The 24,296-nt window shown below is 69.8% G+C and carries 26 protein-coding genes and 1 tRNA gene; 16 read left to right on the top strand and 11 right to left on the bottom strand.

The window, feature by feature from the left end; all coding sequences use genetic code 11:
- Positions 1-29 precede the first annotated feature (29 nt).
- A complete protein-coding gene (locus AB0A63_RS29600; protein WP_360397039.1) occupies positions 30-3,740 on the bottom strand; it encodes an FkbM family methyltransferase in 3,711 nt (1,236 codons plus the stop codon).
- Positions 3,733-4,869, bottom strand: coding sequence for an SHOCT domain-containing protein (locus tag AB0A63_RS29595; protein WP_360397038.1), 1,137 nt, complete (start codon positions 4,867-4,869; stop codon positions 3,733-3,735). The genes AB0A63_RS29600 and AB0A63_RS29595 overlap by 8 nt, the downstream gene beginning before the upstream one ends.
- Positions 4,870-5,234: 365 nt before the next feature.
- Here AB0A63_RS29595 and AB0A63_RS29590 point away from each other — a divergent pair, with 365 nt between their 5' ends.
- On the top strand, positions 5,235-5,522 hold the full coding sequence (locus tag AB0A63_RS29590) for a helix-turn-helix transcriptional regulator (protein WP_360397037.1): 288 nt from the start codon (positions 5,235-5,237) through the stop codon (positions 5,520-5,522).
- Positions 5,523-5,578: 56 nt separating this feature from the next.
- Entirely contained in the window at positions 5,579-5,839 is a 261-nt protein-coding gene (locus AB0A63_RS29585) for a hypothetical protein (protein ID WP_360397036.1), read from the top strand.
- A 250-nt stretch (positions 5,840-6,089) separates the two neighbouring features.
- On the opposite strand, the gene AB0A63_RS29580 is transcribed toward AB0A63_RS29585, so the two are convergent.
- Together AB0A63_RS29580 and AB0A63_RS29575 are read right to left on the bottom strand one after the other, a co-directional pair.
- Complete coding sequence (locus AB0A63_RS29580; RefSeq protein ID WP_360397035.1) at positions 6,090-6,482, bottom strand: contact-dependent growth inhibition system immunity protein; 393 nt, start codon at positions 6,480-6,482, stop codon at positions 6,090-6,092.
- Between the two features lie 114 nt (positions 6,483-6,596).
- Positions 6,597-6,842, bottom strand: coding sequence for a hypothetical protein (locus AB0A63_RS29575; protein WP_360397034.1), 246 nt, complete (start codon positions 6,840-6,842; stop codon positions 6,597-6,599).
- Positions 6,843-6,896: 54 nt separating this feature from the next.
- Between AB0A63_RS29575 and AB0A63_RS29570 the strand changes: the two genes are divergently transcribed.
- On the top strand, positions 6,897-7,682 hold the full coding sequence (locus AB0A63_RS29570) for a cytochrome P450 (RefSeq protein WP_360397033.1): 786 nt from the start codon (positions 6,897-6,899) through the stop codon (positions 7,680-7,682).
- Here AB0A63_RS29570 and AB0A63_RS29565 read toward each other — a convergent pair.
- The 3 genes from AB0A63_RS29565 to AB0A63_RS29555 form a co-directional block, all read right to left on the bottom strand.
- Positions 7,657-8,082: an OsmC family peroxiredoxin gene (locus AB0A63_RS29565; RefSeq protein ID WP_360397032.1), complete on the bottom strand. Its 426-nt coding sequence runs from the start codon at positions 8,080-8,082 to the stop codon at positions 7,657-7,659. The genes AB0A63_RS29570 and AB0A63_RS29565 overlap by 26 nt on opposite strands.
- A 229-nt stretch (positions 8,083-8,311) precedes the next feature.
- Positions 8,312-8,387 (bottom strand) — tRNA-Gly (locus AB0A63_RS29560).
- Between the two features lie 38 nt (positions 8,388-8,425).
- Positions 8,426-8,824, bottom strand: coding sequence for a hypothetical protein (locus AB0A63_RS29555; protein WP_360397031.1), 399 nt, complete (start codon positions 8,822-8,824; stop codon positions 8,426-8,428).
- Positions 8,825-8,983: 159 nt separating this feature from the next.
- Here AB0A63_RS29555 and AB0A63_RS29550 point away from each other — a divergent pair, with 159 nt between their 5' ends.
- The 3 genes from AB0A63_RS29550 (at position 8,984) to AB0A63_RS29540 (ending at position 11,707) form a co-directional block, all read left to right on the top strand.
- Complete coding sequence (locus AB0A63_RS29550) at positions 8,984-10,315, top strand: sigma-70 family RNA polymerase sigma factor (protein ID WP_360397030.1); 1,332 nt, start codon at positions 8,984-8,986, stop codon at positions 10,313-10,315.
- Between the two features lie 72 nt (positions 10,316-10,387).
- Entirely contained in the window at positions 10,388-10,825 is a 438-nt protein-coding gene (locus AB0A63_RS29545; RefSeq protein ID WP_360397029.1) for a DUF983 domain-containing protein, read from the top strand.
- A gap of 15 nt (positions 10,826-10,840) precedes the next feature.
- Positions 10,841-11,707 carry a DNA-formamidopyrimidine glycosylase family protein gene (locus tag AB0A63_RS29540; RefSeq protein WP_360397028.1) on the top strand — a complete coding sequence of 289 codons (867 nt, stop codon included), beginning with the start codon at positions 10,841-10,843 and terminating at the stop codon, positions 11,705-11,707.
- Here AB0A63_RS29540 and AB0A63_RS29535 read toward each other — a convergent pair.
- The 3 genes from AB0A63_RS29535 to AB0A63_RS29525 are packed head-to-tail and all read right to left on the bottom strand — an operon-like array spanning position 11,700 to position 14,402.
- Positions 11,700-12,302 (bottom strand): LUD domain-containing protein, encoded by a 603-nt coding sequence (locus tag AB0A63_RS29535; protein WP_360397027.1) that lies wholly within the window; start codon positions 12,300-12,302, stop codon positions 11,700-11,702. The genes AB0A63_RS29540 and AB0A63_RS29535 overlap by 8 nt on opposite strands.
- Complete coding sequence (locus AB0A63_RS29530; protein WP_360397026.1) at positions 12,295-13,713, bottom strand: LutB/LldF family L-lactate oxidation iron-sulfur protein; 1,419 nt, start codon at positions 13,711-13,713, stop codon at positions 12,295-12,297. Before AB0A63_RS29530 ends, AB0A63_RS29535 begins: the two co-directional genes overlap by 8 nt.
- Complete coding sequence (locus tag AB0A63_RS29525) at positions 13,695-14,402, bottom strand: (Fe-S)-binding protein (RefSeq protein WP_360397107.1); 708 nt, start codon at positions 14,400-14,402, stop codon at positions 13,695-13,697. Before AB0A63_RS29525 ends, AB0A63_RS29530 begins: the two co-directional genes overlap by 19 nt.
- Positions 14,403-14,513: 111 nt before the next feature.
- On the opposite strand from AB0A63_RS29525, the gene AB0A63_RS29520 reads away from it, so the two are divergent.
- A complete protein-coding gene (locus AB0A63_RS29520) occupies positions 14,514-15,776 on the top strand; it encodes a histidine kinase (protein ID WP_360397025.1) in 1,263 nt (420 codons plus the stop codon).
- Positions 15,777-16,024: 248 nt separating this feature from the next.
- Here AB0A63_RS29520 and AB0A63_RS29515 read toward each other — a convergent pair whose 3' ends face one another.
- Positions 16,025-16,192: a hypothetical protein gene (locus AB0A63_RS29515; RefSeq protein WP_360397024.1), complete on the bottom strand. Its 168-nt coding sequence runs from the start codon at positions 16,190-16,192 to the stop codon at positions 16,025-16,027.
- 102 nt (positions 16,193-16,294) lie between these two features.
- Here AB0A63_RS29515 and AB0A63_RS29510 point away from each other — a divergent pair, with 102 nt between their 5' ends.
- The 9 genes from AB0A63_RS29510 (at position 16,295) to AB0A63_RS29470 (ending at position 24,296) form a co-directional block, all read left to right on the top strand.
- Positions 16,295-17,158, top strand: coding sequence for a S49 family peptidase (locus tag AB0A63_RS29510; protein ID WP_360397023.1), 864 nt, complete (start codon positions 16,295-16,297; stop codon positions 17,156-17,158).
- A 63-nt stretch (positions 17,159-17,221) separates the two neighbouring features.
- Positions 17,222-18,088 (top strand): LytTR family DNA-binding domain-containing protein, encoded by an 867-nt coding sequence (locus tag AB0A63_RS29505; RefSeq protein ID WP_360397022.1) that lies wholly within the window; start codon positions 17,222-17,224, stop codon positions 18,086-18,088.
- A complete protein-coding gene (locus AB0A63_RS29500) occupies positions 18,085-18,513 on the top strand; it encodes a hypothetical protein (RefSeq protein WP_360397021.1) in 429 nt (142 codons plus the stop codon). Before AB0A63_RS29505 ends, AB0A63_RS29500 begins: the two co-directional genes overlap by 4 nt.
- Before the next feature lies 1 nt (position 18,514).
- Positions 18,515-20,305 (top strand): cation acetate symporter, encoded by a 1,791-nt coding sequence (locus AB0A63_RS29495; RefSeq protein WP_360397020.1) that lies wholly within the window; start codon positions 18,515-18,517, stop codon positions 20,303-20,305.
- Positions 20,306-20,573: 268 nt separating this feature from the next.
- Positions 20,574-20,924, top strand: coding sequence for a DUF485 domain-containing protein (locus AB0A63_RS29490; protein ID WP_360397019.1), 351 nt, complete (start codon positions 20,574-20,576; stop codon positions 20,922-20,924).
- A complete protein-coding gene (locus tag AB0A63_RS29485) occupies positions 20,921-22,513 on the top strand; it encodes a cation acetate symporter (protein WP_360397018.1) in 1,593 nt (530 codons plus the stop codon). The genes AB0A63_RS29490 and AB0A63_RS29485 overlap by 4 nt, the downstream gene beginning before the upstream one ends.
- 123 nt (positions 22,514-22,636) lie before the next feature.
- Positions 22,637-23,122: a SigE family RNA polymerase sigma factor gene (locus tag AB0A63_RS29480; protein WP_360397017.1), complete on the top strand. Its 486-nt coding sequence runs from the start codon at positions 22,637-22,639 to the stop codon at positions 23,120-23,122.
- Entirely contained in the window at positions 23,122-23,898 is a 777-nt protein-coding gene (locus AB0A63_RS29475) for a hypothetical protein (RefSeq protein ID WP_360397016.1), read from the top strand. The genes AB0A63_RS29480 and AB0A63_RS29475 overlap by 1 nt, the downstream gene beginning before the upstream one ends.
- A gap of 59 nt (positions 23,899-23,957) precedes the next feature.
- On the top strand, positions 23,958-24,296 hold the full coding sequence (locus AB0A63_RS29470; RefSeq protein WP_360397015.1) for a rhodanese-like domain-containing protein: 339 nt from the start codon (positions 23,958-23,960) through the stop codon (positions 24,294-24,296).

Raw genomic sequence — 24,296 nt, 5'->3', positions numbered from 1 at the left:
CGGGACAGATCGTACGAGATCGGCGCAGCTCAGAGGGGGCGAAGCCAGAGAGTTATGAACTTCGTCTCGGCTTCGTCGGCCATCCTGATCAGCTCGTCGTCCGACCGCTCGCCCGCGACGGGTCCGTTGTCGTCGACCGGCGTCAGCTGGTAGCCGAGCTTGCGGTAGGTGAGGAGCACCTGCGCCGCGTCGTCGCCCAGCTCGCCGATGGCGTCCGGGCAGAACTCGCACACGACGTGCGGGCGGTCGCGTTCGAGCACGTCCGTGAGCCCGGCGAGGGCCCGGTGGTCGCGGCCCTGCAGATCGACCTTCACCAGGCTGATCCGCTGCCGGGTGACCTCCGCGCGGCTGTCCAGGCGGACAGCGGGGACCGTGACACCGGTGACGCCGTCGCCGGCGTCGTGCACCCGGTGGTCACCGCTGTTGAACTCCTCCTCCTGGACGAGCACGACCTCGGTCTCGGTGTCCCACGCCGCCATGGACAGCACGGTCACCCGGTCGGCCACCGCCGGCGGGAGGACCGTCGCCACGTTGCGCCGCAGGTACTCGGCCGTCACCGGGTTCGCCTCCACCGCCACGGCGGTGATCGGCGCCGAGGACCACTGGAGCAGCCGCAGCGTGTGGTAGCCGACGTGCGCGCCGATGTCGAGGAACGCGCCGTCGCCGACCAGCTCCGCCATGAGGTCGGCCTCGCTGACCTCCCACGAGCGGTGGTAGGTCAGCCACGGCAGCACCACGTCGTCCTCGGGCACCAGCAGCGAGCCCACGTCGCAGAGCACGACCTGGGCGCCCCGCGGCACCGGCGCGTGGTCCAGCCGCGCGGCCTCGTGCACCGCGGTGAGGTCGCGCCGCACCTGCTGGAGCGTGAGCTCGTCCTGGTCGATCCGGACGTCGCGGTCGGCGAACATCTCGTGGTTGCGCCGTTCGGCGTCCGCGAGCTGCTCGCGCACCGAGCCGACCGCCCGGCTGACCTCGGTGACGTCCGTGCCGACCCTGGCGACGTCCTCGTTGACCTTGGCGAGGTCGCGCAGCACGCCGTCCACGTCGGGAGCGGGGACCTGCTCCAGCCGCTCGATCCGCTCGATCGTCTTGGCGACGCTCTTCGCCACGTCGTCGAGGCGGTGGGTCAGCGAGCGCTCCATCGAGTCCATGCGCGCGAGCATCTGCCCGGCGGTGTCCTCGACGCCGTCCACCAGCGCGCCCATCACCTTGCGCTGGTGCACGTCGTAGTGGTCGATCACGCGCAGCACGGCCCGCCGCATCGCCGGCGCACCCGGCAACCGGGACGGCGCACTGGCCTCGGGCTGCCACAGCAGCGCCTGCTTCGACTCGCGCAGCGGCTGCAACGGGTCGGCCGACGGGCTGGGAGCCGCCGTGGCGTACCGCCGGCCCCGCCAGCTCTCGTAGGCGTTGCCCAGGTGCTCGCGCATCCACTCGGCGGCGGTGTCCATCGACCTGGTGCGCAGGATGTGCTCCCGCGCGGCCAGGCCGCGGCGACGTGCCTCCGCCGGGTCGTCGGCGATCTCCCGCATGGCCCGCGCGGCGGCGTCCAGGTCGGGATCGGCCCACACCGCGGTCTCGTGGTACGGGAAGTTGCCCTTGCCGACCTCGACCAGCTCGTACGGCACCGGCCAGCCGACGCTCGAGTCGAAGAACTCGGTGGTGCTCGAGTAGTCGGTCGAGATCACCGGCAGCGCGCGGGCCATCGCCTCGGCGACGGTCAGCCCGAAGCCCTCGCTGCGGTGCAACGAGACGTACGCGGTGCTGTTCGCGTAGAGGTCGTGCAGCTCCTGGACGCTGAGGTAGCGCTCCAGCAGCTCGATCCGCGGGTCGCCGGCGGCCAGCACGCGCAGGCGTTCCGCGCTGAGCGGGTGCAGCTTGCCGTTGATCGCCTTGATGACCAGGCGGACGTCGTCGCGGCCCTCGAACGCCTTCTGGAACGCGGTGACCGCGCCCCACGGGTTCTTGCGCTGCCCGATGCTGTTGAAGTCGAACGCGAAGAGGAACTGCACCGGACCGGTGGGAGCAGGGGCGGGCTCACCGGGGTCGCGCACCGGCACCGGGATCGTCCTGACCGGCACCGGCGAGTGCTGCGCGATGGCGTCGCGGCAGAAGTCGCTGACCGTCCACACCTCGTCGACGAGCGCGAAGGCTGCGTGCAGCCACTCGGGGAAGTCCTCGAGCTCCCACGCCCACAGCCCGATGCGGTAGCGGTGGTGCCCCACACCGGGGTGGTTGCCGAGCACGGCCTTGGTCTGGTCCGCGTTGACGGCGAGCACGCTCACCGGGAACCGCGGGTCGCCGAGCGTCTCCGGGTCGTCGACGTCCGTGCGGTTGGAGACCAGCCGGTCCTCCACCACGGACACGATCGGCACACCGGCGAGGTCGATCGCGTCGTGCACGATCCGGCCCATCTCGCCGAGCCCGAGCTCCGCGGTCAGGTAGCCGAGCAGGTTGACGCCGAACTCGTCGACGGGTTCGCGCACCGGCTTCGGCTCACCGGGCAGGCCCCACGTCGGCAGCATGCCCTCGGAGATCCCGGAGGCACGGCACCAGCTGCGGAAGTCCGCGGCGTCCGCGCCGAGCACGTCCGGGAACGCGAGCTGCAGGTCGGTGCGCGCCTCGTAGACGGACATCGTCATGCGGCTCAGGCCGGCGGCGGCCTGTCCAGGGGTGGCCGGCGAGGTCAGCCACTCGCGGAACGCCCGCCCGCCGTCCGCACCGAACGCGTGCGGTGGGATCTCCGTGTCGTGCTTGGAAATCCGCTCGTGCGGCACCTCGGCGCGAATCCACGCGCTGCGGTACATCGAGCGCATGGTCGGGGTGAGCTTCGAGCCGTCCGCCATCTTGTTGAAGCCGTACGGGATCGCGTCGAGCGTCTCGGCGTACCCGTTGGCCTGCAACGCACTTCCGTAGTCGTCGCAGATCGCCTTGAGACCGGGGTTCTCCGACAGCAGGATGCGCGGCTTGCGCTGGCAGTGGTACGTCAGCAGCCACGGGTGCTCCGGGCGGTAGCCGCTGAAGTGGAAGAACCGCAGCGGGTGCCCGTCGGCGAAGTAGGTCTCGCCCCTCTTCTCGACGTGCCGCTCGTGCAGGTTCCAGTACGCCACGTTGAAACCGGGGTCGCGCAGCACGTGGTTCGGGAACAGGGCGGGCACCTGGTCGACCCAGCGCTGGTCGGTGAAGAGCTGCCGTTCGGGCGCGACGATCGCGTCGTGCCGCAGGCGTTCCGCCCAGAAGTCGAGGAACGGCTCCGAACCCGGACCGGTCGCCACGAACCCCAGGTTGAAGATGCCGGTGCCCATGATCACCGCTTCGCTGGGTTCCTTGCCGTCACGCGGCAGGGGCGCCAGGAAGTGCGGCGTGAGCACGATGCCGTGCTCCACCGCCAGCTCGGCGAGCTCCGGCATCGGCGCGAACACCTTGATGTCCGGGTCGATGTACATGACGACGTCCGACCCGCCGCGCAGCCGGCGCAGCAGGTACGGCTTCACCGCCGTCGCGAGCTCGGTGACCGAGTACGCGGTGGCCATCCGCAGGTAGTCGAGCTCGTCGATGCCCGCGGTGGCCGGGCCGACCACCCGCACGCCGTCCTCGTCGACGGCGCTGTCCCACTCGGCGTCGATGACGAGGATGACGAACCGGTGACCGGGGTGGTGCCGGAGGTAGGAACGGGCGAGAACACGGGCGGCCGGCAGGTAGTTCTGCGCGACCACCGTGCAGGCGGTGACCTCAGGCATCAGCGGGCATCGCCTTGAGCTGGGTCTCCGCCGCGGCCTTGAAGAGCGCCAGCGCCTCGGTGAGGCTCGCCGCCGTCACGTCGATGCGCACGATGTACTTGTCGCTCGAGTAGTGGCCGCGGATGCGCGCGGGCTGACCGTCCTTGGCGTCCACCTGGGTCGCGCCGGCCTTCTCCGGCACGTCGGAGGTGATCTCCTGCATGCCGTTCGTGACCTGGATGGTCTTCAGCTCCAGCACACCGTTGTTCGCGGCCACCTTGTCGGTCGCCGTGACGATCATGATCGTGGTGTTCGCACCCTTGGCCGGCGTGGCCAGGCTGAGCTTCGACTTGGCGCCACCCGCGGTCTTGTACGCGGTGACCTCACCCGGCGTCAGGTACGGCGGCTTCAGGTTCTCGATCTGGGTGAAGTTCGTGATGTCCTTGCGTTCCTGCGGGTTGCCGGCGACCTTGCCCACCTGGATCGGGTCCGGCGGCGCGCTCTGCGTGGTGCTCGTCGGGGGCGGGGTGCTCGTCTGGCCACCCGCGCTGTTGTCACCGCCGCGACCCCACAACCAGTAGGCGCCGAAACCGAGACCGGCGAGCAGGAGCACGGCGAGGACGATGCCGATGACCTTGCCCTTGCCGCCCTTGCCACTGCTGTCGTCGAAGACCTCCGGCCCGTGTGTCCACCCCGGCGTCGGCTGGTTGATCTGGTCGAAGTCACCACCGACCCACGGCGGCGGCGCCTGCTGCCCCTGCCAGTTCGGCTGCGCCTGCCAGCTCGGCGGCGCGACCGGCGTCACGAACTGCGTGCGCTCGGCGTCGGCGTTGGGCCGCTGCTGCGTGTTCACCACCTGCGTGGCATCCGGGTTGGCACTCTTCTGCTGCGGCTGCTGCGGCTGCTGCGGCTGCTGTTTCGGTTGCTGAGTGCCCACGACCTGGGTCGCGTCCGCGCTGGGCGCGTTGGGCGGCACCGCCTCCCACTTGAACGGGGGAGCGAACGGCGCCTGCTGCTGCTGGTTCGGAACCGCGGAACCACCCGCCGAGCCCGCGAGGATCTCGTCCCTGCGGCGGCGGTAGTCATCAGCCGAGATCCGACCAGAGGCGAGTTCGTTGTCGAGCTTCTGCAGCTCGTCTTGCCAGGTCACCCCTGGCACCCCCTTCCGCGCGTACATGACCCGGACATTGTGCCCGTGCTCGTAGAACCGATCGTTCCGGCCTCTCAAGTCGTGACCTGGTTGTGGTGGGAGGCACCGTCACATTGACCACATGCCGGGGTTCGGTCTCCGTAAGGCGCAGGTCGGGGCGCTGTCGGCGTTCTGTTCGGCTTGTGCGGTCCGATCATCGATTTCCCGCGTTCACGCGGTGCTGCCCCGGATCGTCCGGTCAGCGCGGCGCGGTCTGCGTTCGAGGTGGCGGCACCGGTACCGGTCGGTTCTGCTGTATGCCGACGGCGCAGGAAACTCTTTGATCAGCAGCACACCGTGGACGAGCACGACGGGGAGTGGTGAGGTTGGCCGGCTGGAAGGAACTCCGCGACCGGCGGATGGCTGAGGCCGGGGCCGACGAGGCCTACGAGGCGGCCCGCATCGCGTTCGAACTGGGCCGCTCGGTCAGGGATGTTCGGGAAGCGCGCGGGTGGAGCCAGGCGCAGCTCGCCGAGGCGGCGGGGATGACACAGCCCGCGGTGGCCCGGTTCGAAGCAGGTGGGACGGTGCCGACGATCCCGGTGCTGGACCGCCTCGCGCACGCGCTGGACCTGGAGCTGGTGGTGCGGCTCGCCCCGAGGAACGCTGCCTGAGCCGGACGACGGGAACCGGTCGGCCTGATCAGCAGAAGATGATCCCGCAAGGCCGCGTGGTCGTCGTCGTGGTGGTAGGCCGCGGCCGTGTGGTCGTCGTGGTGGGAGCCGGCGGTTTCGTCGTCGTGGTCGTCGTAGTGGTGACGACCTGCGTTGTTGTTGTCGTCGTGGTCGTAGTCGTTGTCGTGGAGGAAGAAGAAGACGGCGCGGACGACGACGGGGCTGAAGAAGGCGCAGATGACACTGTCTGTAGTTGTGACTCGGTCTGCGTCGGCATCAAAGAAGGCGTGTTGAGAAGGGAAACGCGGGCCGGATAAGCATCCTGCGGGTCCTCCGAATCGCCGGCCGCGAACGAGCCGAAAAGCGGTCCGAGCACTGACAACGCCGCTACTACGGCACCGATGAGCGCACCGGTTGCCAGCCTTCCCGGCCCGCTCATCGCCGCCAACACGGGGATTGCCTATCGGGTTCACTCGATTGGGTCAAGCAAACCGGGACTTTTCTACTCAGTCGGACTTTTGTGATCCTTCGCGTTGATCACGCCCTGTGACAGCGCGAAATGCGCGGCTAACCGGGGAACTGCTCGGCCGCGGAGACCAGCAGCTGCCAGTCGCCGTCGGGCAGCGTGCGCAGGCGGTCCAGCACCAGCGACATCCGCTCCAGCAGCACCGGGTGGTCGGTCCAGAACGAGTGGTCCACCCGCAGCAGGGCGGCCAGCAGGTCGCCGGGGTAGAGGGCTACGGACCGCAGGGGGTCGGCCTCCACGTGCTCCAGCGCCAGCACTGCCGTCACGTCGAGCCCGACCTGGTGCGTGACCAGCAGGTGCAGCGAGGTCGGTGTCAGCTCCCGCACGGGCAGGTCCCGCAACGCGCAGAGGTCCCGGTAGAGCTGGGTGGACGACGAGTCCGGTCTCAGCCAGTCGTCGCCGCTCAGGTGCGTGAGCGTTTCGTCCCGGTCCACGCACCCATCGTGCCCGCAGAACCGGCTCCTGGCGGGCGGATGGAGGCAACGGTTCGGCATTGGACGACTGCCGGCCCACTCAGGGCGTCGACATTCCGCAGCCGGGTGCTCGGCTCAACAGGGCTCCGACAAAGGCTGGAAACGGGACAAGATGCTGCAATGGAATTCGATCCGAGAATCAACGCCCAGCGCGTGACCGCCTATGCCGAGCTGCGCGCCGTTCTGGCTGATCCGGCCGCGTTCTCGTCCCGGCACGCCACAGGTCCGCAGGTAGCGGACGTTGCCGCCGCGCTGCCGCCCGAACAGCGGCGGTTGCTGGAATTGATGTACTCGATCAACACCACCGACGGCGCCGGGCACGCGCGAATTCGTGCGGCGGCGAACCACAAATTCACTCAGACGGCCGTGCGCCGAATGGCTGATCCGATTCGGCTGCGCGCCAGGGCGTTGCTCGACGGCCTGCCGGAGGAGGCGGACTTCGTGAGCGGGTTCGCGGCGCCGTTCGCGCTGGGCGTCCTCGGCGACGTGCTCGGCGTGCCGGAGGCGGACTTCCCGCTGTTCCGCGAGTTCGTGGCACCGGTGCTGGAGCTGACCAGCGGCGAGGAGGTCAGCGAACGGGTGCTCGGATCGTACTTCGCCGCCATGAACGAGTTCTGCGCCTACTTCGGGCGCTCCGACGTGTTCAAGGGCCGTCAGCTGTCCGAGCAGGAACGGCTCTCGCTCTGCCTGGGACTCGTGGTCGCGGGCACCGAGTCGACCACGAACATGCTGTCCAGCCTGCTGCTGCGGCTGGACCGGCACGAGCGCCGCCTCGCCGGGGTGGTGGAGGAGGTCGTGCGCCTGGACGCGCCGCTCATCGGTTTCTTCCGCACGGCCACCTGCCCGGTGTCGGTCGGCGGCACGGCGGTCGCCGAGGGCGAGCACCTGTTCCTCGACTTCGCCGCGGGCAACCGCGACCCGCGCGCGTTCACCGAGACCTTCGACCCCGGCCGCCCCGCCGCACCCGCGCACCTCGGCTTCGGCCACGGCACGCACTACTGCCTGGGGGCGGGCCTCGCCCGGTTGCAGGGCCGCGTCGTGGCCGAAGAGCTGCTCGACCGCTCGTTCGAGGTGGTCGAGCAGCCCATCCGCCCGCGCAGGCACCTGATCAGCCACGGCCCCGCGGAGCTGCGGTTCAGACCAGGGCGGCGTCCAGCGTGATCTCGACGGCCGCGAGCGCCTTGGAGACCGGGCAGTTCGCCTTGGCGCCCTCGGCGGCCGTCTTGAAGTCCTCCTCGGACAGACCGGGCACGTTCGCGCGCACGGTCAGGTGGATCCCGAGGATGCCCTGGCCGGCCTGGAACTTGACCTCGGCCCTGGTGTCGATGGAGGTGGGCGGCGTACCCGCACCGGTCAGGCCGTGCGACAGCGCCATCGAGTAGCACGAGGAGTGCGCCGCCGCGATGAGCTCCTCCGGGCTGGTCTTGCCGCCGGCCTCCTCGGCCCGCGCCTTCCAGTCGATGTCGAAGCTGCCGGCGTTCGACGTGGAGAGGGCGACGTTGCCCTTGCCCTCGACGAGAGAGCCTTCCCAGTGCGCGTTTGCCGTCTGAGTGATGGCCATGATCTCCGGGTCCTTGTCGGTTCGATGCGAGAGAACGATGACCACCTTTCCACGTGAGCGGCCGCCGATCATCCCGAGAACCCACGTGGCGGGACCTGGACAACGCAAAAGGCCGGTACCCACTGGGCACCGGCCAACCGAGCTGCCCGGGGGTGTGGGGGCTTGGCCCCCAAAATCATGGCGGAATGCAAAACGGCTCATGCTCTCGATGAGCATGAGCCGTCCTGCGTGGAGCGGATGACGAGACTCGAACTCGCGACCCTCACCTTGGCAAGGTGATGCGCTACCAACTGCGCTACATCCGCCTGTCTTGCTGTCGTACGTGGAGAACTATACAACAGGGCTAAACCGCGTCTCGACCGGGGGGCTCCAAACCGGCCAGCAGCTGGTCCACCTCGTCCAACTGCTCCTTGGGCCAGCGCCACTCCCACAGCGCCCGCACCTTCGGCAGCACGTCGACCGGCAGCCACGCCGCCACTTCCTCGCGCTGGTCCCAGTCGTCGAACACGTGCTCGTAGAAGCTGATCAGCGCCGCGTTCTCCAGGAACTGCTCCGGCTGGTGGAAGCACCAGTGCGCGAACCCGTACGCGCGCCGCAGCACGTCGTCGTCCTGCTCGCGGTGCGCTTCCGCGGTCAGCTGGGAGAGCTCGGAGAAGAAGACGTGGCAGGACCATTCCTCGGTCATGGCGACATCGCGAAGTTCCGGCACGAGTGCCGTCGCCCGTTCCCGCCAGTCCACCACGAGGGCAACGGTAACCGGTGGGTCTTCTTCCTCCGACGGCCCGACGCCCACCTGTGACCGTCCTGTCACCGAAAGCGTTGCGCTGATCAGCCCACGTCGATCGGATGGTCTTGTGTATCGACCTGTTCTCATCCAGGGGCAGGTCTGGCCCCTTGTGGCATGTTGAGCCCTGTGATGGTCGACGAGAACGAGGTCGACCGGGACCTGCTCGCCAGGGTGCGCGACGGAGACGACTCGGCCTACGGCGAACTGTTCTCCCGGCACGCGGACGCGGTCCGCCGTTTCTCACTCAGGCACGTCCGCGAGGCGGCCGAGGCCGACGACCTCACCGCCGAGGCGTTCTTCCGCATGTTGCAGGCGATCCGCCGCGGCAGCGGGCCCACCGACCACGTGCGCACCTACCTGCTGACGGTCGCTCGCCGGGTGGCGTGGGAGTGGAGCGGCCGGCGGCGGGACGTGCCGGTCGAGGACGAGGAGCTGAACCGGCGGGCCGAGCCGGTGGCCGACAACGCCGCCAGGCGCGCCGAGCACAACCTGATCACCCGTGCCTTCTCCAGCCTGCCGGAACGCTGGCGGGTCGTGCTGTGGCGCGTCGAGGTGGAGGGCGAGCGCCCCGCCACCGTGGCACCGCACTTCGGTCTTTCGCCCAACGCCATGTCGGCGCTGGCCCGGCGCGCCCGTGAAGGGTTGCGGGCCGCCTACCTGCAGGCGCACCTGGCCGTGGACGACGGGCGGTCGTCGTGCGCGGCGATCAGGGCGAAGCTCGGCACCTACACCGCGGGCGGGGTCCAGGGCGTCGAGGAACGCCGGATCCGCGCCCACCTGGACGCCTGCTCGTCCTGCTCGCAGCTCCACGCCGAGCTGAACGAGGTTTGCGCGACGCTGCGGGCCAGCGCGGCGTTCCTGGTCGTGCCGTCCACGCTCGGGCTCGCGTTCGCGGGCAAGGTGCTGCTCGGCAAGGCGAAGCTGGCCATCGCCGCCGCGTCCGTCGCGACGATCGGCCTGGTCGGCACCGTGGCCACGGTGTTCTCCGACGGTCCCGGCGTGGCGATGCTGCAACCCGACCAGCACCCCGTCGTCCAGTCGCTGCCGTCCGGCACGACCAGCGGGAACAGCCAGGAGCTCGTCCAGGCCCCGCCCGCTCCCGAACAGCAGCAGCGGCGGGAGCAGCAGCAGCCGGGCAACGCGATCGCCCCCGCCGCGCACCGGTCCGGTCCCGAGACGGTGCGCAGGACCACGGCCACGCCGCCGCCGGTCACCGAGCAGCAGCGCGAACCGGCCACCGAACGCGCGGAGCCGGTCGCGAAGTCCTCCGACCCGGCCCCCTCCGACGTCGAGACGGCTGGGTCGACGCCGCGCGGGATCAAGTCGCTCGACACGTCGTCCTCGTCGTCGCCGGCACCCTCCAGCTCCACGCCGTGCGACCCGCCGACGCCGCCGCCCACGACGTCGACGACGATCACGCTCTACCCGAAACCGCGGACCGACTGAGGTTCACCCACAAGGCTCACCCCGCGACCGGTACGGTTTGACCAAGACCGACTGAGCGTGGGAGACGGTGTCATGACGCGGCTGGTACGCGGTGCGGACGGGCGGATGTGGACTGTGCACAGCCGCATCGAGTGGCGCAACCCGGTGCTGTCCGACGACTTCGAGCACGACGTGAGCGGCGGTGCGCTGCCCGGCATCATGATGGCCGGCCTGCTACTCGTCATGACGGTCGTGCTGATCGCGTGGACGCCCGAGGAGGTCGTCGTGCCCTCGTGGCTGGTCCTCGCGCTGATCTTCCTGTTCCTGTTCTTCCCGGTCCGCTGGGCGCTGCGCCGCCCGCACACGCTGGTCGCGGAGAGCAAGGCGACCGCCGACGAACTGCCGCCGGAGCGGTGGATCGGCCAGGTCCGCGGCCCGCTCGCCGTGCGCCAGGAGGCCTCGCGGGTGGCCAGGACGATCGAGATGCACTCGCTGCCCGACGTCGAAGGCCCGTTGCAACCCGTCGACTGATGCGACACTGGAGCGGTGCCCGAGCTGCCCGAGGTAGAAGCACTGGTTCACCACCTGCGTGAACACGCCGTCGGCCGCACCGTGCACCGCGTCGACGTGGCGTCGCTCCAGGTGCTGAAGACGTTCGACCCGCCGTGGACCGCGCTGCAGGGCCAGGAGGTCGTGGCCGCGCACCGGCACGGCAAGCACCTGGACCTGGAGGTCGCGGACGGCCTGCACCTGGTCGTGCACCTCGCACGGGCCGGTTGGCTGCGCTGGGCGGACACCATGGCGGCCCCGCCGCCCAAGCAGGGCCGCGGCCCGCTCGCGTTGCGCGTGCACCTCGGCCCGCCCGGCCAGGGCCCCGGCTTCGACCTCACCGAGGCGGGCACCAAGAAGGGCCTCGCCGCGTGGATCGTGCACGACCCGAAGACGATCTCCTCGGTCGCGCGGCTCGGCCCGGACGCGTTGCAGCTGTCCCGCACCCAGCTCGAGGACCTGCTGCACAAGCGCACCGAGCGGCTCAAGACCGCGCTGACCGACCAGGGCCTGATCGCGGGCATCGGCAACGCCTACTCCGACGAGATCATGCACTTGGCCCGCCTCTCGCCCTACGCCACGGCAGGGCGCCTCGACGACGAGCAGCTCGACCGGCTGCACGAGGCCATGATCAGCACGCTGACGGACGCGGTGGCCCGCTCGGTGGGCCAGGACGCGGCCCGGCTCAAGGGCGAGAAGCGCTCCGGCCTGCGGGTGCACGCGCGGACCGGCCTGCCGTGCCCGGTGTGCGGCGACACCGTGCGCGAGGTGTCGTTCGCGGACAAGGCGTTCCAGTACTGCCCGACCTGCCAGACCGGCGGCAAGCCGCTGGCCGACCGCCGGTTGTCGCGCCTGCTCAAATAACCACCCCTTGACCGGGGAGGACGAGGACGAGCACCTCCAGGACACGGGGGCCGTGCACGCCCTCCACCCGGTTGAGCTCGATGTCGCTCGTCGCCGACGGGCCGCTGATGAACGTCAGCGGCCGCGTCGGTTCCAGCCGTGCCAGCGCCTCCGGCACCGACCCGGCGATCTGGTCGGCCCGCACCACGCACACGTGGTGGTCCGGCAGCAACGTCAGCGCGCGCCGGCCCTGAGCCACACCACCGTCGAGGACGATCGTGCCGGTGTCGGCGATCGCGACCGCGCACCCGGTCAGCACGCCGTCCGCGCCGTCCAGGTCCTCGATCGACAACGGCTCGCGCAGCCACTCCACACCGTCGGCCAGCCACTCGTCCGGCACGTCGGAGGGCACCACGATCCGCTTGCCCCGCAACGAGATCAGCACCGCGGGGACGTCGGTGACGACGTGCACGACCGCCTGGTAGTCGGCGACCCGCTCGGCGAACAGCTCGACGCCGCCCGGCCCTTCGCGGTGGTACCCGCGCACGACCGGTGCGGCGGCGGGCACCCGCGCGTCGCGGATGCGCCGCAGTATCTCCTCCTTGGCGCTAGCCACGGTTCTCCTTCCACCACGCGCGGAACGACTGGGCGGGCGGTGCGGGCACGTCCCGCGAGGACGTCCACCTGGACCCCGGCCACGGCAACGAGCTGATCTTCCCGTCCTTCGCCAGGAAACGGGCCAGCGAACCGGCCTTCTGCGCCTTCTCGTACCGCGAGGCCGAGGCGAACACCCACGCCGCGGCCGCCATCGCCACCGACTCCGCGGTGCGGCCCTTGGCTTCCACGACCTCCGCGCGCAGGTGGGTGAGCACCGACGGGATGTCGATCCGCACCGGGCACACCTCGAAGCACGCGCCGCACAGCGAGGAGGCGAAGGGGAGCGAGGCCGCCTGCGGGTCGTGCAGGTCGCCGACCAGCTGCGGCGTCAGGATCGCGCCGATCGGTCCCGGGTAGACCGAGCCGTACGACTGGCCGCCGGTGCGTTCGTAGACGGGGCAGACGTTCAGGCACGCCGAGCACCGGATGCACCGCAGCGCCTGGCGCCCGACGGAGTCCCGCAGCACCGCGGTGCGGCCGTTGTCGACCAGCACGAGGTGGAAGCGCTGCGGGCCGTCGCCGGGCGTCACGCCGGTCCACACGCTCGTGTACGGGTTCATCCGCTCCGCGGTCGACGAGCGCGGCAGCAGCTGGAGGAAGACCTCCAGGTCCTGCCAGGTGGGCACGAGCTTCTCGACGCCCATCACGGTGATCAGGGTGTCCGGCAGGGTCAGGCACATCCGGCCGTTGCCCTCGGACTCCAGCACCACGATCGACCCGGTGTCCGCGACGGCGAAGTTCGCGCCGGAGATCGCCACACCGGTGGTGAGGAACTTCTGCCGCAGGTACAGCCGTGCCGCCTCGGCGAGGTCCGCGGGTTCGTCGCTCACCTCGACGCCCATGCGGCGCTGGAAGATGTCGCGGATCTCCGAGCGGTTGCGGTGGATCGCGGGCACCAGGATGTGCGACGGCCGGTCGTCGCCGAGCTGCACGATCAGCTCGGCCAGGTCGGTCTCGACCGCCTGCACGCCACCGGCTTCGAGCGCCTCGTTCAGGCCGATCTCGGCGGTGGCCATGGACTTGACCTTGACGACCTCGGTCGCGCCCTCCTCCCGGCAGAGGCCGAGCACGATCCGGTTGGCCTCCTCGGCGTCACGGGCCCAGTGGACGACGCCGCCGCGCGCCGTGACCGACTCCTCCAGCTGCACGAGCAGGGTGTCGAGGCGGGCCAGCACGTCGTCCTTGATCTGCTCGCCGGCGACCCGCAGCTGCTCCCAGTCATCCAGCTCGGCGACCGCGGCGGCCCGGCGACCGCGGATGGTGCCGGTGGCCTTGCGCAGGTTCTGCCGCAGCTGGGTGTCGTTCAGCGCCTCCTTGGCCGCCTTCGGGAACGTCGGGCTGCCCAGCCACGTCACGGGGTTGCGCGCCACGGGTCCTCCTCCGTCGAAGCCAGGACCTCCGCCAGGTGCACGGGCCGGACGCCGGCCCGCAACCGGGACAGGCCACCGCCGATGTGCATCAGGCAGGAGTTGTCACCGGCGGACAGCACCTCGGCGCCGGTGTCGAGCACGCACCGCATCTTGTCCGCCAGCATCGCCGTGGACGTCTCGGCGTTCTTCACCGCGAACGTGCCGCCGAAGCCGCAGCAGTGCGTCGCGTCGGGCAGTTCCACCAGATCGAGTCCCCTGACCGCCCTGAGCAGCGCCAGCGGCTTGTCCCCGACTCCCAACAAGCGCAGCGAGTGACAGGTGGGGTGGTAGGTGACGCGGTGGGGGAACCACGCGCCGACGTCCGTCACTCCCAGCACGTCCACGAGGAACTCGGCGAGCTCGAACGTGCGCGGGGGAGACGTGCCCAGCGCGGGGTGGACCTCCCGAACCATGCCCGCGCATGACCCGGATGGTGCAACGACGTGGTCGTACCCTCCGAAGACGTCGGTGTACTTGCGCGCCAGCGGCCGGGCTTCCTCCCGGTAGCCGGTGTTGAAGTGCATCTGGCCGCAGCACGTCTGGTCGAGCGGGAAGTCGACCGTGCAGCCGAGTCGTTCCAGCAAACGGACCACCGCACGTGCCGTCGACGGGAAGAGCGTGTCGGTCAGGCAGGTCGCGAACAGTGCCACTTTCACCGGCACACCCTCTCCCCAAAGTCATCGGATGTCTACCCGGGCCGGTGGACCGTACGGGCGTACGCCGAGGCTGCCTCTTGCTATAGGGGCGTCCCACAGCACAGCATGTGCACCGTGGGCGACCTGTTGACCGAGCGCGCTGTGCTCGGCGTCATCGCGACCCTGGCCGTTCTCGGCCTCTTCGTGATGCTGTGCCGCGCTCGACGCGTCAGCACCTCCGTCGAGGACGCTGTGATGGACATGCTCGACCGCATGTCCAGGGCGTCGAGCGACCTCCGGGCGGGCTTGACGGAGGAAGCCGCCAACAAGGCCACCCCCCACCTGCGCGAGATGCTGCGCTGCGTCGCGGTCGCCATCACCGACGAGGAGGGCACCGTCCTGTCGTGGGACGGCGGCGCCAACGACCACTACGAGTACCTCCACGACACCGTCGCCCGCGCGATCAACACCGGTCACAAGGAGCACGTCGACCACCGCAAGCTCGGCTGCGAGCTGCAGGGGCCGTGCTCCCTGCACAGCGTCGTCGTGGTCCCGCTGGTTGTCGAGGGCGAGGTGGCCGGCACCCTGATCGTCGTCTCCGGCGTCGCCTCGAAGCGCCAGATCCGCATGGCCGAGGAGACCGCCCGCTTCGTCTCGACCCAGCTCGAGCTGGAGGTCGTGCAGAAGCAGCGCCAGGCCCTCGCCCAGGCCGAGGTCAAGGCACTGCGCGCCCAGATCTCCCCGCACTTCGTCTACAACGCGCTGAACACGATCTCCTCGCTGATCCGCACCGACCCGGCCCACGCCCGCGAGCTGCTGCAGGAGTTCGCCGAGTTCACGCGCTACTCGTTCCGCACCGACGGCCTGTTCACGACCCTCGCCGACGAGCTGACGAACATCCACCGCTACCTGACCATCGAGCAGGCCCGCTACGGCTCCCGCCTGAACGTGCGCCTGCGCATCGCCCCCGAGGTCCTCCAGGTCGTCCTGCCGTTCCTCGTGCTCCAGCCGCTGGTCGAGAACGCGGTCCGGCACGGCCTGGCCAGGAAGCCCGGTGGCGGCATGCTCACCATCACCGCCGAGGACAACGGCAACGAGGCGCTGATCAGCGTCGAGGACGACGGCGTCGGCATGGACCCCGACCGCCTCGACGACATCAAGGACGCCCACCAGACCGGTGCGCACGTCGGCATCGGCAACATCAACGACCGCATGCGCACGGTGTTCGGCGCCGAGTACGCGCTGGTCGTCGAGACCGCCCCGAACGCGGGCACCAAGGTCATCCTGAAGGTGCCGAAGTTCGCGCGGAACGTGCTGCCGAACCTCAACATCGGCACGCAGCTGACCGACGAGCCGATGACGGCGGAACAGCCCGTGGTCCGCGCCTGAGCGACCGTGCGGAGAGCCGTTCGGACCAACTCAACTTGTGTTGGCAACCATCCTCAACCCCACCCTCGAACCTGCCGATTGTGGTGGTGACCAATGAACAGCCGGTCAGGTGAACCGACGAAGGCCGGCCGCGAGCTAAGGGCATCATCAATTGCAGGAACAACGAGCACCCGAACGCGTTCGCGTCTGCATCAAGTGCACCGCGAAGGGCTATTCCAGCTGCAAGTGCTGATCGGCAACGCCGCAGCTCAGCGCGCTGCGACGGCCAAGGTCGTGATCAGCGCGACGGCGCAGACGCTCCAGCTCACCCACATCCAGTAGATGTGCATCGGTGTCGGCCCGGCGGCGTTCTGCCTGCCCCGGTCGTCCCACCACTCGACATAGCGCTCGAGCCAGCGGATGGGGTTGAACGTCACCCGTCGACTCTAACCCGGCACCACGTGTTCCACGTCACGCGGGAGCAACCTGCACCCGGCTCGGCTCCCGCGTGACCGCGAAACGCACGTACTGTCGAGCACATGAGCGTCACGGACAAGATCGCGGCCCGTCTTCCGCGGGTCATGGACCGGGGTGAACGCCCGCCGGTGGTCGCCGCTGTGCGGTTGCACGGGGTCATCACCCCGCAGTCGTCACCGGTGGCCCGCAACACGATCAGCCTCCAGAACGTGGAAACGGCCATCAACCGGGCGTTCGACAACGAGCGCCTGATCGCGGTGGCCCTGCTCATCAACTCGCCCGGCGGTGCGCCGACGCAGTCCGCTCTGATCGCCGAGCGCATCCGGGAGCTCGCGACGAAGAAGCACGTGCCGGTGCTCGCGTTCTGCGAGGACGTCGCGGCGTCGGGCGGCTACTGGCTGGCGTGTGCCGGCGACGAGATCTACGCGCACGGGACGAGCCTCGTCGGCTCGATCGGTGTCGTGAGCGCCGGGTTCGGGCTCAACGGCCTGCTCGACAAGGCGGGGGTGGAGCGGCGGGTCTACACCGCCGGTGAGAACAAGGTGCGGCTCGACCCGTTCCAGGCGGAGAAGCCAGAGGACGTCGAGTGGCTCAAGGGGCTGCACGCCGACCTGCACGAGCAGTTCAAGGCGTGGGTGAAGGAGCGCAGGAGCGCGAAGCTCAAGGCGGCCGACGACGAGCTCTTCACCGGTGAGGTGTGGACCGGCGCCAAGGCCGTGGAACTGGGCCTGGCGGACGGCATCGGCACGATCCGGTCCGTGCTCGCCAAGCGCTTCCCGGACGCCGAGCTGACGGTCGTCGAACCGCGCAGGCCCTTGCTGGCCAAGCTGGGCCTGGCCGGGGCGTCCACCCGATCGGGGGATCTCGTCACGCAGGTGCTGACAAGCCTCGAAGAACGTGCTCGCTGGTCCCGATTCGGGCTGTGAGCATCAGTTCGGTTTCACCGGGCGTGTCGGGGCCGGTCCCGGCGTAGACATGACCGCACATTGATGGGCAAGATGCCCGACACAGTGAGTATCCAAGACAACGCCGGTCTCCTCGTCCTCGCAGTCGATGACGAGGCTCCCGGCCTGAGCGAGATCAAGTTCCTCCTCGAGAGCAGCCCCCACATCCGGCGCGTGCTGACGGCGTTCGACGCCGCGGAGGCGCTGCGGATCCTGCGGGGCGACTACGAGCAGGAGGTGATGGCGCGCACCAAGGCCGGCCTTCCGCCGGTCGACGCGGTGTTCGCCGACATCAACATGCCCGGACTTTCCGGCATGGACCTCGCACGGGTGCTCAGCGCGTTCCGGTACCCGCCCGCGCTGGTCTTCGTGACCGGTGTGGAGGAACGGGACGCGCTCGTCACGGCGTTCGACGTCGGCGCGCTCGACTTCATCAACAAGCCGATCAACGAGGAACGCGTCCTCAAGGCGATCTCCCGGGTCGCCGACCGGGTGGGCCGCACCGCGGCGCCCGCGGCCGCGACGGGCCAGGCAGCGCAGAACCCCGCCGAGCCGAGTGACGACGAGGTCATCCCCGTCGAGCTGGGCGGCACCATCAAGCTCGTGCCGCGCGCCTCCGTGCGGTACGTCGAGGCGCAGGGCGACTACGCCCGCCTGCACACGCAGGAGGGCAGCCACCTCGTGCGCATCCCGCTCGCGCAGCTGGAGGAGCGCTGGGCGAACGCGGGTTTCGTGCGCATCCACCGCTCGTACCTGGTGGCGTTGCCGCTGGTGAGCGAGCTGCGGATGACGGCGAACGGCTACGCGGTCGTGATCGGCACCGGTGAGGGCGCCAAGGAGCTCCCGGTCAGCCGCAGGCACACCAAGGAGCTCAAGGAGCGGATCGTGCGACCGCCGAAGAGCGGCTGGTGAGCAGGCACGACGCGGGAAAGCCCGAACAGGCCGCCCGTGAGGCCTGGCTCGGTGAGCAGGCCCGCAAACCGCGCAGGCGCAGGGTGGTGCTCGCGGACTCGACGAAGTCGCGCAGCAAGGCACCGCGCACGATCATCGAGCTGGAGGAGCAGACCAGCGTCGGCGAGAAGCTGATCCGCGACCTCATCAAGCAGCAGCTCAGGTCCGCGTTCGGGCTCGCGTTCGCGGTGCTGGTCGGCATGTGCCTGCTGCCGATCACCTTCTACCTGTTCCCCGCGATCGGGGGCATCGAGGTCCTCGGCATCGGCGTCCCCTGGCTCGTGCTCGGCCTCGCGCCCTTCCCGGCCCTCTACGCGGTCGGGTGGGTGTTCCGCAGGCAGGCCGAACGGCACGAGCGCGACTTCGTGAACATGGTCGACCGCTGACGTGAACGCCACCATCTGGAGCCTCACCGCAATCGTCGCCGTCGCACTGGTGACGTTCCTGCTCGGCTACGTCGGGTCCCGCACCGCGAACACCACCCCGGACTTCCTGGTGGCGCGGCGGTCGATCCCCGCCACCCGCAACGCCGCCGCGATCTCCGGCGAGTACCTGTCCGCCGCGTCGTTCCTGGGCGTGGCCGGACTCGTGCTCAAGGACGGCATCGACGCGCTCTGGTACCCGATCGGCTTCACCGCGGGCTACCTGGCGCTGCTGCTGTTCGTCGCGGCACCGCTGCGGCGCTCCGGCGCGTACACGCTGCCGGACTTCGCCGAGGCCCGGCTGGGGTCGGTGAACGTGCGGCACTTCAGCACGTTCTTCGTCGTCTGCATCGGCGTGCTGTACCTGGTGCCGCAGCTGCAGTCGGCCGGCCTGACGCTCACGACGATCACCGGCCTGCCCGCGTGGCTCGGCGGGCTGGTCGTCACGGCCATCGTGGTCGTCAACGTGCTGGGCGGCGGCATGCGCGCCATCACGCTCGTGCAGGCGTTCCAGTACTGGGGCAAGCTCTTCGCCATCGCCGCGCCCACGTTCGTGCTCTTCGTGGTGTTCCTCGTCGCGCCGGACCGGGGCACGCAGCCGATCAGCGACGGTGGCGTGGTCAGGTTCCCGGCCGCCGAGACGATCACCGTGGCCGAGCAGGACATCAAGGTCCGCGTCGACGAGCCGCTGCAGCTGGTGGTGCGCGGCCGGATCGACGGCAGGGACGCGAACGGCGCGGTGTACTGGAGCCGCGGCGTCTACGAGCTCAGCCCCGGCACGGTCATGGAGTTCACGGCCGGCGCCCCGGTGCCCGTCGTCGAGGGGGCGCCCACGACCAACCGCGACTGGATGCGCCCGCAGACCGGTGGCCTGTCCGACCTGTTCCGGACGTACTCGCTGATCTTCGCGACGTTCCTCGGCACGATGGGCCTGCCGCACGTCCTGGTCCGCTTCTACACCAACCCGGACGGCAAGGCGGCCCGCCGGACCGCGCTGCACGTGCTGTACCTGCTGGGCCTGTTCTACATCTTCCCGACGGTGCTGGGCGTGCTGTCGCGGCTGTACCTGCCGCAGCTGCTGGTGAACGGCAAGACCGACGCGGCGGTGCTGATGCTGCCCGAGACGATGGTGCCGAACCTGGGCGGCCAGATCCTCGGCGCGATCGTCGCGGCCGGCGCGTTCGCGGCGTTCCTGTCGACCTCCTCCGGGCTCGTCGTGTCCGTCGCCGGGGTGGTCTCGACGGACATCATGCCGGGCAAGGTTCGTGACTTCCGGTGGGCGACGGTGTTCACCGGACTCGTCGCGATCGGCCTCGCGCTGCTGCTGCCGCGGGCCGACGCGTCACTGACCGTGGCCATGTCGTTCGCGCTCGCCGCGTCCACCTTCTGCCCGCTCCTGGTCCTCGGGATCTGGTGGCGCGGGCTCACGTGGGTCGGTGCCGTGTGCGGTCTCGTCGTCGGTGGCGGCATGGTCATCACGGCGCAGGTGGTCAGCGTGATCAGCTCCTACACCGGTCGCTGGGCGCCCGCCGTGTTCACCCAGCCGGCGCTGATCACCGTGCCGATCGCGTTCCTGACCATGATCGTCGTCAGCAAGGCGACCCGCAGGCGCGCGCCCGCCGACGTGAACCAGATCCTGCTGCGGCTGCACGCCCCCGACCCGCTCGGCTTCATCCGCGACCGCGACGTCGCCCGCTTCGGGACCGCGGAGGAGAAGGCCAGGATGGCCGGTCACGAGCGCAGGGGATCTGCGTAAACACGCTGAGTAGTCAGCGGTTCGAACGGGTGAAAATTGGTCACTCGAATCGGTGAACGGTGATTCCGGTCACGCTCGGTGCCCTTCGTCTTCGAATACTGACCGTTCGCCGCTTCACCCGACTGCTGGGCGCATGGGCACGAACAGAGTCTTACCTGAGTGACTCAAGTCTCCATACGGTTCTCGACCAAGAACGGACCGCACCTGGAGGCAATGACGTGCCCGCCACGTTGCTGAGCCCTACGCCGAGTACCGCGAGGAGGGGACTGTGAGCACCACTGAGCACACCCCGAGCGAGTCGTCCCCCGATGCGCAGAAGTGGGTCGACGTGCAAGCGAGCGCCGACTTCACCGAGCTGAAGCAGCGCCTGCGCAAGTTCGTGTTCCCCGTCTCCGCCCTCTTCCTCGCCTGGTACCTGCTGTACGTGCTGCTCGCGGACTACGCGCACGGCTTCATGTCCACCAAGGTGATCGGCAACATCAACGTCGGGCTCCTCTTCGGCCTGCTGCAGTTCGTGTCGACCTTCGTCATCACGACGCTGTACGTGCGGCACGCCAACAAGAACCTCGACCCGTTGGCGGAGAAGCTCCGCGGTGAGATCGAGGGAGACGGCAAGTGAACGAGTCGAGCCCGATCCTCAACATCAGCATCTTCGGCGTCTTCGTCCTGATCACGCTGTTCGTGGTCATCCGGGCGAGCCGCAACACGAAGACCGCTGCCGACTACCTCGCCGCCGGCCGTGCCTTCACCGGCCCGCAGAACGGCATCGCCATCGCGGGTGACTACCTCTCCGCGGCCTCGTTCCTCGGCATCGCGGGCGCCATCGCCCTCAACGGCTACGACGGCTTCCTGTACTCGATCGGCTTCCTGGTGGCGTGGCTCGTCGCGCTGCTGCTGGTCGCCGAGCTGCTGCGCAACACCGGCAAGTACACGATGGGCGACGTCCTGAGCTTCCGGATGCGCCAGCGCCCGGTCCGCGCCGCCGCCGCCACGTCGACCATGGCGGTCTCGTTCTTCTACCTGCTGGCCCAGATGGCCGGTGCCGGTGGTCTCGTCGCCCTGCTGCTCGGCATCACGGGCACCGGTGGCCAGGCCCTCGTCATCGCCGTGGTCGGCGCCCTGATGATCGCCTACGTCCTCATCGGCGGCATGAAGGGCACCACCTGGGTGCAGATCATCAAGGCGGTCCTGCTGATCGCCGGTGCCGGCGTCATGACCCTCTGGGTGCTCGGCAAGTACGGCTTCAACCTGTCCTCGCTGCTCGGTGCCGCCGTCGACGCCGCTCCGAAGGCGGGCGAGAAGCTCCTCGGCCCCGGCCTGCAGTACGGCAAGACCGACACCAGCAAGCTGGACTTCCTCTCGCTGGCGCTGGCCCTCGTGCTCGGCACCGCGGGTCTGCCGCACATCCTGATGCGCTTCTACACCGTGCCCACGGCGAAGGAAGCCCGCCGCTCGGTCGTGTGGGCGATCTGGCTGATCGGCATCTTCTACCTGTTCACCCTGGTCCTCGGCTACGGCGCCGGTGCGCTCGTCGGCCCTGACAAGATCAACGCGGCACCCGGCAAGGCCAACTCGGCCGCCCCGCTGCTCGCGCTGGAGCTGGGTGGCCCGATCCTGCTCGGCCTGATCGCGGCCGTCGCCTTCGCGACGATCCTCGCGGTCGTGGCCGGCTTGACGATCACGGCGTCGGCGTCGTTCGCCCACGACATCTACGCCAACATCATCAAGAAGGGTCAGGAGGAGGACAAGAACTCCGAGGTCAAGGTCGCCCGCATCACCGCGATCGTCATCGGCCTCGTGTCCATCGGCGGCGGCATCATCGCCAACGGCCAGAACATCGCGTTCCTCGTGGCGCTGGCCTTCGCGGTCGCTGCCTCGGCGAACCTGCCGACGATCCTCTACTCGCTGTTCTGGAAGCGGTTCAACACCTCCGGTGCGCTGTGGAGCATCTACGGCGGCCTGATCGTGACGATCACGCTGATCATCCTGTCGCCCGCCGTCTCCGGCACGCCGACCTCGATGTTCAAGAACGCCGACTTCGACCTGTTCCCGCTGTCGAACCCCGGCATCGTCTCGATCCCGATCGCGTTCCTGCTCGGCTACGTCGGCACGATCCTGTCGAAGGACAAGGCCGACCCCGTCAAGCAGGCCGAGATGGAGGTCCGCTCCCTCACCGGTGCGGGTGCCGAGAAGGCCACCGCGCACTAGTCCGCGCACTGCCGAACGGGCCGTTCCGGGTTTCCGGGGCGGCCCGTTCCGCGTTTCCGTGCAACCCCGCTGGTGCCGGCTGTGTAGTGAACATGACCGCAGCACGAGCATGGGGGACCGGGAGTGCGACGAGACGAGGAGTTCTCGGAGTTCTTCACCAGCCGGTTCGACTGGGTGCGGCGCACCGCGTACGCGTTGTGCGGCGACTGGTCGGAGGCCGAAGAGCTCGCGCAGAACGCATTCGTGCGTGCCTACGCGAAGTGGCCCAGCGTCCGGCGCGAGACCGCCGAGGCGTACGTCCGCACGACCGTGACGCGGTTGTTCATCAACAGCCGCAGCCGCGTCCGCGAACGCCCGGTCGCCGACCTGCCGGACCACGGCGTCGTCGGCGGCTTCGGCGACCCCGATGCCCGGCTGCACGCGGCGCTGCGGAAGGTGCCGCCGAAACAGCGGGCCGCGCTGGTGCTGCGGTACGTGCACGACCTGTCCATCGAGCAGACGGCGGCCGAGCTGGGCTGCTCCGAGGGCAACGTGAAGAGCCAGACGGCCAGGGGCTTGGCGACGCTCCGCGAGGCGTACGGCGAGCCGGTCAACGCGGAGGGTGCCTGATGACGATCGAAGACGAGCTGCGCGGAGCTCTCGACGTGCCCGCGCCACCACCGACGACGACGCTGGACGACGTGCTGCGGCGGGGCAGGCGCCGGGTGGCCGTGCGCAGGGCCGGGTTCGCGGGCGGCGTGCTGACCGTGGTGGCGGCGGTCGGGATCGGCGGTGCGGTCTGGCGGGGAGCGGTCGAACCCGAGCTGTCGCTCGCCACCAATCCCGCCAACTGGCCGCGGGTGAGCTGCGGCGAGGCCGGTCCGCAGCCGGACGTGGTGCGGAACATGGGTGCCTTCCTGCCCTCGACCGGCCAGATGCGGGCCTGGCGGGACTCGGCCCAGGCGGTGCTGCCCGACCGGGTCGTCGACTCGGAGCTCCCCGAGGACGCCAACGGCCCCGCGAGCGTCCACCACGGCGACCGCCGGGGCTTCCGGGTCGACGTCCTCGACGGACAGGGCGCCGGGAGCCTGCGGTTCGCGCTGGCCCGCTTCGAGGGTGATCCGGCCGCGGCGGCGGACAGCGCGCGGTGGGCCACCGGCACGTGTGCCGCGAGCCGGCGCCTCACCGGCGCCGACGGCACCGTGTTCCAGCTGTACGCGCCCGGCGTCGAAGCACCGTCGGAGCTGCAGGTGCAGACCCTGTACGTCTTCCGCGCCGACCGGCTGGCGTTCCGCGTCGAGCAGGTCAACGCGGGCCGCATGAGCTCCCAGCCCACGCGGGAGGCGGTGCCGCTGTCCGAAGTGGAGCTCGTGAGGCTCGGGGCCGCCGTCGCGGAGGTGTCCTGAGGGTGGGCCGTGCCGGAGGTTCACGGAGGTGCAACTTCCGGCATGGCACCATTCACGGTGTGACTGTTCCCAGCGTCGAGATCGCCGACGTCCCCGAGAAGCTGCCCGAGGGCGCCGTCCTGCTGGACGTGCGCGAGCAGGACGAGTGGGACGCGGGCCACGCCCCCGGCGCGCTGCACATCCCGATGAGCGAGATCGGTGCGCGCCTGGACGAGGTGCCGAACGACGTGCAGCTCTACGTCGTGTGCCGGGCCGGTGGCCGTTCCGCCCGCGTGACCCAGTACCTCAACGAGAACGGCTGGGAGGCCGTGAACGTCGAGGGCGGCATGCAGCACTGGGACGCCCACGGTCGTCCGCTCGAGGGCGGCGTCGACGGCATGGAACCCGAGGTCATCTGA

The organism is Lentzea sp. NPDC042327 (genome assembly GCF_040647275.1).
GTDB lineage: Bacteria > Actinomycetota > Actinomycetes > Mycobacteriales > Pseudonocardiaceae > Lentzea.
The sequence above is the reverse complement of the archived record's forward strand: the minus strand, read 5'-3'. Positions and strand labels throughout refer to the sequence as shown.

Bases quoted from the DNA above. Each gene is read 5' to 3' on its own strand.
- AB0A63_RS29600 (WP_360397039.1), bottom strand. From the start codon at position 3,740: ATGCCTGAGGTCACCGCCTGCACGGTGGTCGCGCAGAACTACCTGCCG.
- AB0A63_RS29570 (WP_360397033.1), top strand. From the start codon at position 6,897: ATGGCTGATCCGATTCGGCTGCGCGCCAGGGCGTTGCTCGACGGCCTG.
- AB0A63_RS29565 (WP_360397032.1), bottom strand. From the start codon at position 8,082: ATGGCCATCACTCAGACGGCAAACGCGCACTGGGAAGGCTCTCTCGTC.
- AB0A63_RS29550 (WP_360397030.1), top strand. From the start codon at position 8,984: ATGTTGAGCCCTGTGATGGTCGACGAGAACGAGGTCGACCGGGACCTG.
- AB0A63_RS29545 (WP_360397029.1), top strand. From the start codon at position 10,388: ATGACGCGGCTGGTACGCGGTGCGGACGGGCGGATGTGGACTGTGCAC.
- AB0A63_RS29520 (WP_360397025.1), top strand. From the start codon at position 14,514: ATGTGCACCGTGGGCGACCTGTTGACCGAGCGCGCTGTGCTCGGCGTC.
- AB0A63_RS29510 (WP_360397023.1), top strand. From the start codon at position 16,295: ATGAGCGTCACGGACAAGATCGCGGCCCGTCTTCCGCGGGTCATGGAC.
- AB0A63_RS29505 (WP_360397022.1), top strand. From the start codon at position 17,222: ATGGGCAAGATGCCCGACACAGTGAGTATCCAAGACAACGCCGGTCTC.
- AB0A63_RS29475 (WP_360397016.1), top strand. From the start codon at position 23,122: ATGACGATCGAAGACGAGCTGCGCGGAGCTCTCGACGTGCCCGCGCCA.